The sequence below is a fragment of the Flavobacterium sp. genome, from assembly GCF_044338735.1.
Lineage (GTDB): Bacteria > Bacteroidota > Bacteroidia > Flavobacteriales > Flavobacteriaceae > Flavobacterium.
Map to the genome: position 1 here is coordinate 1 of NZ_JBIIWV010000099.1, position 8,096 is coordinate 8,096.

General features: G+C 32.6%; 7 protein-coding genes. 5 read left to right on the forward strand and 2 right to left on the reverse strand.

The features are described 5' to 3' along the window. Positions 1 to 29 precede the first annotated feature (29 nt). From ACIQZC_RS07410 to ACIQZC_RS07420, 3 genes are all read left to right on the forward strand, one after another. Positions 30 to 944, forward strand: coding sequence for a PstS family phosphate ABC transporter substrate-binding protein (locus tag ACIQZC_RS07410; RefSeq protein WP_396138599.1), 915 nt, complete (start codon positions 30 to 32; stop codon positions 942 to 944). 24 nt (positions 945 to 968) lie between these two features. Continuing rightward, positions 969 to 2,639 (forward strand): tetratricopeptide repeat protein, encoded by a 1,671-nt coding sequence (locus tag ACIQZC_RS07415; protein ID WP_396138600.1) that lies wholly within the window; start codon positions 969 to 971, stop codon positions 2,637 to 2,639. Between the two features lie 131 nt (positions 2,640 to 2,770). Then, positions 2,771 to 3,403, forward strand: a complete 633-nt coding sequence (locus ACIQZC_RS07420) for a 7-carboxy-7-deazaguanine synthase QueE (protein WP_396138601.1) — start codon at positions 2,771 to 2,773, stop codon at positions 3,401 to 3,403. 92 nt (positions 3,404 to 3,495) lie between these two features. Here the strand turns inward: ACIQZC_RS07420 and ACIQZC_RS07425 are convergent, their stop codons facing one another. Beyond that, the gene (locus ACIQZC_RS07425; protein ID WP_396138602.1) at positions 3,496 to 4,203 is read right to left on the reverse strand and encodes a class I SAM-dependent methyltransferase; all 708 of its coding nucleotides are present in this window, start codon (positions 4,201 to 4,203) and stop codon (positions 3,496 to 3,498) included. Between the two features lie 79 nt (positions 4,204 to 4,282). Between ACIQZC_RS07425 and ACIQZC_RS07430 the strand changes: the two genes are divergently transcribed. Next, positions 4,283 to 4,780, forward strand: a complete 498-nt coding sequence (locus ACIQZC_RS07430) for a YkgJ family cysteine cluster protein (protein WP_396138605.1) — start codon at positions 4,283 to 4,285, stop codon at positions 4,778 to 4,780. A gap of 78 nt (positions 4,781 to 4,858) precedes the next feature. Here ACIQZC_RS07430 and ACIQZC_RS07435 read toward each other — a convergent pair whose 3' ends face one another. Next, positions 4,859 to 6,106 (reverse strand): exo-beta-N-acetylmuramidase NamZ domain-containing protein, encoded by a 1,248-nt coding sequence (locus tag ACIQZC_RS07435; RefSeq protein WP_396138603.1) that lies wholly within the window; start codon positions 6,104 to 6,106, stop codon positions 4,859 to 4,861. Between the two features lie 10 nt (positions 6,107 to 6,116). Between ACIQZC_RS07435 and ACIQZC_RS07440 the strand changes: the two genes are divergently transcribed. Further along, a complete protein-coding gene (locus ACIQZC_RS07440) occupies positions 6,117 to 7,349 on the forward strand; it encodes an ABC transporter permease (protein WP_396138604.1) in 1,233 nt (410 codons plus the stop codon). Positions 7,350 to 8,096 lie beyond the last annotated feature (747 nt).

Genomic DNA, 8,096 nt, shown 5'->3' on the forward strand with positions numbered 1-8,096 from the left:
AATAATGCATCAGAATAAAAAAAAGACCTATGAACATTAAATTTTTTGGCATTCTGTTAGTCGTAGCTTTTATTTCTTGCGAAAAGGGAGCTAAACTTACTAAAGATTCAAAAGAAACAGTCGTTACTGGAACAACTTCAATATTGGTAGATGAAACAATTTTTCCAATAGTTGAAGATGTGGTTGCTGTTTTTGAAAATGAGTATAAAAATGCTAAAATTAATTTAATCAGTAAATCAGAGGGTGAAATCTTGCAATTAGTAAAAGAAGATAAATCTAAAATAGCCATTCTTGCAAGAAATTTAAATGGTGAAGAGTTACAGTATTTTTCCAATAAAAAAATTATTCCTAAAATAACTGAATTTGCAGAAGATGCTGTTGTTTTTATTGCACATAAGGATAATGCAATGGAAACGGTTTCTATCGATGCATTTGTTTCAAAATTAAAAGGAACTTCCAATCAATGGAAACAAAAAATTGTTTTTGAAAACCCACAATCAAGTACCATTTCATTTCTAAAATCTAAATTAGCAATAAAACAATTGGACACAAAAGAGGTCTTTTCAATGAAAGACTCACAAGAATTAATTCAGTTTATTGCTGAGAATAAGGATGCTGTTGGTGTTGTAGGAGTGAATTGGTTGTTGCAGCCACCAGTTGATTTAGAAAAATCTGTTCAAAACGTTAAAATTTTAGGCGTATCAATACCAGCAATTAAAGATGGAAAATCATTCGTAAAGCCTAATCAATCTAATATTGCTGATCATTCCTATCCATGGACCAGAAAATTATATCTGTTAAATTTTCAAGGTGGAAAAGGTTTAGGCATGGGATTTGCATCCTATATTGCAGGAGAAAATGGTCAACGTATCATTCTGAAATCAGGACTTTCTCCAATTAAATTTCCTTCAAGAGAAATTAATGTTAGAGGAAGTATAAAATAAATAATTAAAGTAATATTAAATAAAATGAAGAAGTCAATTAGTTTAGGGTTTTTATTTGTAATGTTATCGGCATTTGGTTTTGCTCAAGATTTGGGGCAAATTAAAAAAGATATCGACGCAGAGCGTTTTGATACCGCTAAAAAAACATTAAAATCTTTAATAAAAACAAATCCAGATAATGGAAAGCTTTTTTTCTATTTAGGAGATGTGTATTTAGCACAAAAAGAATCGGATTCTGCTTTAGCAGTTTTTAACCAAGGACTTTTAGCTAAAGACAAAGGGTTTTTAAACAACATCGGTTTAGCCCAATTAGATTTAGATGCTAAAAAGAATGCTGATGCAATTGCTAAGTTCGACAAAGCGTCAAAAGAAATCAAGAAAAAAGATGTTGATGAAACATTATTAATTGCAAAAGCCTACAGTAAATCTGAAAATCCAAATTATAAAGCGGCTATCGATTTAATTAATAAAGTATTGGTTAACAATATGGCAAATGCTGGAGCTCATTTATTATTGGGTGATGCGCAATTTGCAAGCGGAAATTCAAATGATGCTTATGCTTCTTATAGAAATGCATACGATTACGATAATTCAATAATATTGGCAAAAATGAATTTGGCAAAAATTACTAAAAACGCCAAAGCATTTAACGAAGCTGTAAAATCATTTGACGAAATTTTAAAAATAAATCCAAATTTTGGACCGGTTTATAGAGAATTGGCAGAGACTTATTATTTCTGGGCAAATTCAGAGCAAAATAAATACCAAGAATACATTTCGAAAGCCTTAGGTTTTTATGAAAAATACATGAGTTTAACCGATTATTCGTTAGATTCTAGAATGCGTCATGCTGATTTCTTAATCTTGGCAAAAGATTACAAAGCGCTTGAATTAGAAGCAAATGAAATGAAGAAATTGGACAATATTAATCCAAGAATTTTCCGTTATTTAGGATATGCTGCCTATGAAAATGGAAATTTTGCAGAAAGTTCTAAAGCGTTAACTGAATTTTTTACCAAAGTAGATCCAAAGCGTATTATTGCAAGAGATTATTTATACCTAGGACTAACTAAAATGACCGAAGCTAAAAAAGTAGACGGAACCTACGATGATATAATTTTCAATGAAGGAGTTGTGGAATTGAACAAAGCAGTAGAGAAAGATCCAGTTATTGCTAGTGAATTGAATCCATTAGGTAAAAAAATGTTCAATGATAAATTGTATAAAAACGCAACCAAACTTTTTGAAGTAGCGGTAAAAAATCCGAAATCTAAAAATTACACTTTGGACAACTTTTATCTGGGCTATGCATTATACTTAGATTACGATACTAAAACATCACCAAAAGAACAATTAGCGCTAGCGGATCAAGCATTTGCAAAAGTTATTGAAGTTTCTCCAACTACGCAAGATGCTCATTTATACAGAGCTAGAGTTAATGATTTAGTTGAAACTCCTGAAGCTAAAATTTCAGTTTTGGCTTCTTATGAGCAGTATATCAAAATTTTGGATGATAAAGGAGATGCTGAAAAAGCAAAACCAAGTAGTAAAAAAGGTTTAATTGAGGCATTAACTCATGTAGGTGCTCATTATGCAAACAGTGGTCAAAAAGACAAAGCGGTTGAAAATCTTAATAAATTATTAGTGGTTGATCCTGCAAATAAATATGCAACAGATACTTTAAAAGCTTTATAAAGCATAAATTTATTAGTAAAAGACCGAATGTACAATTGTATAATTCGGTCTTTTTATTTTCTAAAAACAATTTAGGTATTTATTTTAAACTAAGTGTAAATAAGTATCTTTGCAGCCATTATTAAAAGTAAATGTTGAAAAAAGAAACACAATTAGCGGTTGAAAGAGGCGAAATGTTGCCTTTAATGGAAGAGTTTTACACAATCCAAGGGGAAGGATATCATACTGGAACAGCAGCCTATTTCATTAGAATTGGCGGTTGCGATGTGGGATGCCATTGGTGTGATGTAAAAGAAAGTTGGAATGCTGAATTACATCCTCCAACCAATACCGATGTAATTGTTGCCAATGCAAAAAAATATGCCGATACTGTTGTTGTTACAGGTGGCGAACCTTTGACTTGGGATATGACATTATTAACTTCTAAACTAAAAGAGCAACATCTACAAGTACATATTGAAACTTCTGGAGCTTATGAAGTTACCGGAACTTGGGATTGGTTTTGTTTGTCTCCCAAAAAAAATAAATTACCCGTTCAAAGTGCTTATGATATTGCAAACGAATTAAAAGTGATCATTTACAATAAACACGATTTCATTTTTGCTGAAGAACAAGCGGCAAAAGTAAACCCAAATGCGATTTTATTTTTACAACCCGAATGGAGCAAAAAAGAAGAAATGACGCCTTTAATTGTAGATTATGTAATGAATAATCCAAAATGGAGGGTTTCGTTGCAAACGCATAAATATTTGAATATACCTTAATGTTTTTCTTGCCACAAAGACGCTAAGTCGCAAACAAAAAAGCTTAGTGTAACTTTGTGCTGAACTTTGTGAGACTTAGTGTAACAAAAACTTTAAATTTTGGTAAGTTTCGCCAAATAATCAAAATGTTCGCCTTCTAAAATCAATTCACATTGTAAACCATTGGTAACAGCCGCATTTTGTAGCGTATTATAATCGATATACATCCAATCAAAAGAAGCCTCTTTTTCACCTTTGTATGCAATATCAAAAAATACTTCGCCATAATAATCCACATCGGTTGGAATCCATTTCCCACCATCTTCATCTTCGTCAAACATATAAATGATATCCGAACTATCTACTAAAATTTGACCCGTATCCGTCAGTAACGATTTTAGTTTTTGTAAAAAATTCGGAATGTTTTTTAATTTCCCACACATTCCAGCGCCATTCATTAAAAGCAAAATTGTATCAAATCTGACGCCTTCAAGTTTCATAATGTCTTGCACTTTTGCTTTTTTCAAACCTCGAAGTTCACAAGCTTTTATCGCATTTGCAGAAATATCAATTGCGGTAACATCAAAACCTTTTTCTTGTAAATACAAAGCGTGACTTCCTGCCCCACAACCCACATCTAATACTTTTCCGATAGCTAATTGTAATGCTTTTTGTTCCAATTTTGGCATTTCGGGATAAGAACGAAACAAATAGGCAACGCTCATTTCATCGGCTTCCGAAATAGAAGTTTCGGTGATTAAATCTTCGGGTGAATTATTGGTTTGGTAATCTAAAATGGCTTTTCCGAAAAGGTCTTTCATGTTTTATATTTCAAAATTCAACATTCGTTATTCAAAATTCGGAATTCAAAATCGTAACTTTGCAGAAGAAATTCATAAAATGCTAAAGCCAAATTTAAACGAACTCGGAAAACTTGCCAAAGATACGCATATCGAAACCAAAAAGTATTTTGACAAGCTAAAAAAGAAAACACCCAAGAATTTGGATTATGTAATGCAAGATTTACACGATGCCGAATTCAAAAAAACGGATTGTTTAGAGTGTGCCAATTGTTGCAAAACAACCGGGCCTTTGTTTACGTCGGCTGATATTGAACGAATTTCGAAAAGTTTCCGTCAAAAACCACAACAGTTTATTGACCAATATCTTCGCATTGATGAAGATAAAGATTATGTGTTGAAAAGTGTTCCGTGTACGTTTTTAGACAGCGACAACAAATGTTTCATCTACGATGTTCGTCCAAAAGCCTGCCGAGAATTTCCTCACACTGATAGAAAAAAATTCAATCAAATCACCGATTTAACATTATTAAATGTTGCTATTTGTCCTGCAGCGTATAATATTGTTGAGAAAATGAAAGAAAAAATGCCTCTTTAGTAAGTGGTCAATTCTTCCAACTTCCAACTTCAATCTTCCATCACCCATCACCCATCACCCATCATCCATCACCCACCATCACTCATAAATCAAATACTTTTTTCTCACTTCCTTAAACTTTTCCAAACCTTCTTTCCAAGTTTTTCTAATTTCTTTTTCGGTCATTCCGGCTTCAATTTGTTCGCGGAGTTTTTTGGTTCCGGCTAATTTGGTAAAGAAATCATTGAAGAAAACAGTTTTGTCGGCTGTGTTCTCATAAGCTTTCAATAACCATTTTAATTCTAAGCGGTGTACTTTTCTAATTTCTGTTAAATCTTCGCCAAAGCATACTTTTCCATTATGAACGGGGTCTTTTGCGCCAAAATTCGGTTGCGGAGTAAAATTAAAATCAAACTCACTTTCGGGTAAAAAGGGCGAACCATAAATTTGGAATTGTTTTTCGGTTCCTCGACCTAAGCTTACATTCGCGCCTTCAAAAAAGCATAAACTCGCATATAAATTAATCGATTGATCGTTGGGTAAGTTTGGTGAAGGTTTCACAGGTAAACTATATTTCATATCGTGCGAATAATTCAAACAAGGCGCTACTTTCAAATCGCACTGAAGTGCTTGTTCTGGGCTTGTCGAAGGATTCAACCATTTTTCGCCATTAATCATTTTGGCATATTCGCCAATCGTCATACCATGCAAAACCGGAATTTCATGCATTCCCACAAAACTTTTGTGTTCTTTTTCTAAAATCGGACCATCAATAATAGTTCCATTCGGATTGGGTCGGTCTAAAACCAGCAATTGAATATTATTTTCGGCACAAGCTTCCATCACATAATGCAACGAAGAGATATAAGTATAAAATCGTGCGCCCACATCTTGCAAATCAAAAACCATAACATCAATTCCTTCTAATTGCTCCGGTTTTGGCTTTTTATTGTTTCCATAAAGGGAAATAATCGGCAAATTTGTTTTGGTATCTTTTCCGTCAACTATTAATTCTCCCGCATCAGCTGTTCCTCTAAACCCGTGTTCGGGCGCATAAATTTTCTGAAGATTGATGTTTTGTTCCAATAAAAAATCAACCAAATGTTTCTCTTTTGAAAGAATTCCCGTTTGATTCGTAACAATTCCAACCCGTTTATCCTTCAACAACGGCAAATAACTTTCAATGTTTTCGGCTCCAGTTTTAAATTTCCCGTCTTTTATAGAGATGTCCGAAGGGTGGGGTGTTTTATTTATATTTGAACCAACATTGTTTTTTGTTGTTGAACATCCCACTAAAATTAATAGTATAGAAATAAATAAAAACGTATTTTTGAACTCAATTTTCATATAAGATATCTTGAATTTAGAATATTTCATAGCCAAAAGACTAATTGCTGCTAAAAGTTATAAAAGTAGTATTTCTTCGCCAATTATAAAAATTGCGATTACGGCAATTGCTATCGGAATTATTATGATGATTATGGCAGTGGCTACAGGTGTTGGACTTCAAGATAAAATTCGCGAGAAAGTTTCCGCATTTAACGGACATATTATTATTTCAAATTTCGATGATAATCAATCGCAAGTCACCACCGAACCTATTTCCATCAAACAAAGTTTCTATCCCAAGTTTAAAAATGTAGAAGGAATAACTCATGTTCAAGCTGTGGCAAGTAAAGCCGGAATCATTCGTACCGAAAAAGCTTTCGAAGGAATCATATATAAAGGAGTAGGAAAAGATTATAATTTTACCAATTTGGATGAATATTTAGTTTCTGGTAAAATCCCAAATCTAAAATCTCAACTCAATACCGAAGTCTTAATTTCTGAATACTTAGCCAAGCGTTTACAATTAAAAGTAGGCGATAAGTTTTTGACTTTTTTCATGAAAGAAAACGGAAAGTTGCCTAACAAGAGAAACTTTTTAATCACCGGAATTTATAATTCGGGCTTTCAAGAATTCGATGCAACATACATCATTGGCGATATTCGTCACGTCCAACTCATTAATAAATGGCAACCCACACAAGTCGGTGCATTCGAAGTTTTTGTATCCGATTTTTCTAAAATCAAAGAGCAAGGAGAAGCTGTGTATAAAGAAATTCCACCCACATACAACAGCATCACTATTGCAGAAAAGTATTACAGCATTTTTGAATGGCTCAAATTGTTCGATTTTAATATCATAGTTATTTTAATTGTAATGATTGTCGTGGCAACAATCAATATGGCAGTTGCATTGTTAGTTTTAATTTTAGAACGCACACAAATGATCGGAATTTTAAAAGCCATGGGCGCTAATAATTGGAATGTCCGAAAAATATTTCTGTACAATGCTTTTTATTTAATTGTCAGAGGCTTGTTTTGGGGAAATTTAATTGCACTCTCTTTGTTATTTATTCAAAAGTATTTCGGAGTTATTCAATTAAATCCCGAAAATTATTATGTAAATCAAGCACCAGTAAGCATCAATTTAGGGCATATTTTACTACTAAATGCCGGAACAATTGTGATTTGTTTATTGGTTTTGTTAATTCCGTCCTATGTTATTACTAAAATCTCGCCAGTTAAAACCATCCGTTTCGATTAATTAGCAGCACCCATTTTGTCTTTTATAAGACTACTTGTCCCGCTGTGCACTATATCTTTTATAAACCTTTCAGGATTTATAAAAGGATGCCGTTTCCATCGCGGCTAGATAAGGCGTTTTGTTTATTCATACACTTACCTTTTATGAACTTTTATGTACACCTTATATTAGTAATAACTGTTTTTATGACTTATATGTTTAACAATTTTTTTGTGTTCTTTGTGCTTTCCTTGTGTTCTTAGTGGTTAAGAAAAAAAGTATTAATTCCTTATTATCAGAACATTAAGAATCCCCTTCAAAAAAAGAGAGAAAATAAGTTAAAAAACCTTTGCGTGGTAGTAAAAGATTGCTACTTTTGCACCCGCAATAACAAAGAAGTTCCTACACAAACTGACAAATTACCTAAATCAAAAAACTTTTCAAAAAAGTTAAAAAAAGATTTGGTTAATAAAAAGTAAAGGTAGTATCTTTGCCGACCCGAAACTAGAGAATTGGGGTAGTAAAGTTCTAATAGATTTTAGTGGGTTGGATTAAAAAATAACAAAATATTTTTTTAAATTATTCTTGCTAAATTAAAAAAGAATTGTACTTTTGCACCCGCTTTGAGAAACAAGCGAGACAAAAAGAATGACACGTTCATAGACATATTGAATTGACAGCACAAATTTGTAGCAATACAAGTTTGAAAATAAGAGAGAGTAAGATTTTTCGATTATTATTGAAAGACTAGCAACTTGATTCGAAACA

Excerpts from the sequence above, each read along its gene's own strand:
- ACIQZC_RS07435 (WP_396138603.1), bottom strand. The coding sequence starts at position 6,106 with ATGAAAATTGAGTTCAAAAATACGTTTTTATTTATTTCTATACTATTA.
- ACIQZC_RS07430 (WP_396138605.1), top strand. The coding sequence starts at position 4,283 with ATGCTAAAGCCAAATTTAAACGAACTCGGAAAACTTGCCAAAGATACG.
- ACIQZC_RS07425 (WP_396138602.1), bottom strand. The coding sequence starts at position 4,203 with ATGAAAGACCTTTTCGGAAAAGCCATTTTAGATTACCAAACCAATAAT.
- ACIQZC_RS07410 (WP_396138599.1), top strand. The coding sequence starts at position 30 with ATGAACATTAAATTTTTTGGCATTCTGTTAGTCGTAGCTTTTATTTCT.
- ACIQZC_RS07420 (WP_396138601.1), top strand. The coding sequence starts at position 2,771 with ATGTTGAAAAAAGAAACACAATTAGCGGTTGAAAGAGGCGAAATGTTG.
- ACIQZC_RS07415 (WP_396138600.1), top strand. The coding sequence starts at position 969 with ATGAAGAAGTCAATTAGTTTAGGGTTTTTATTTGTAATGTTATCGGCA.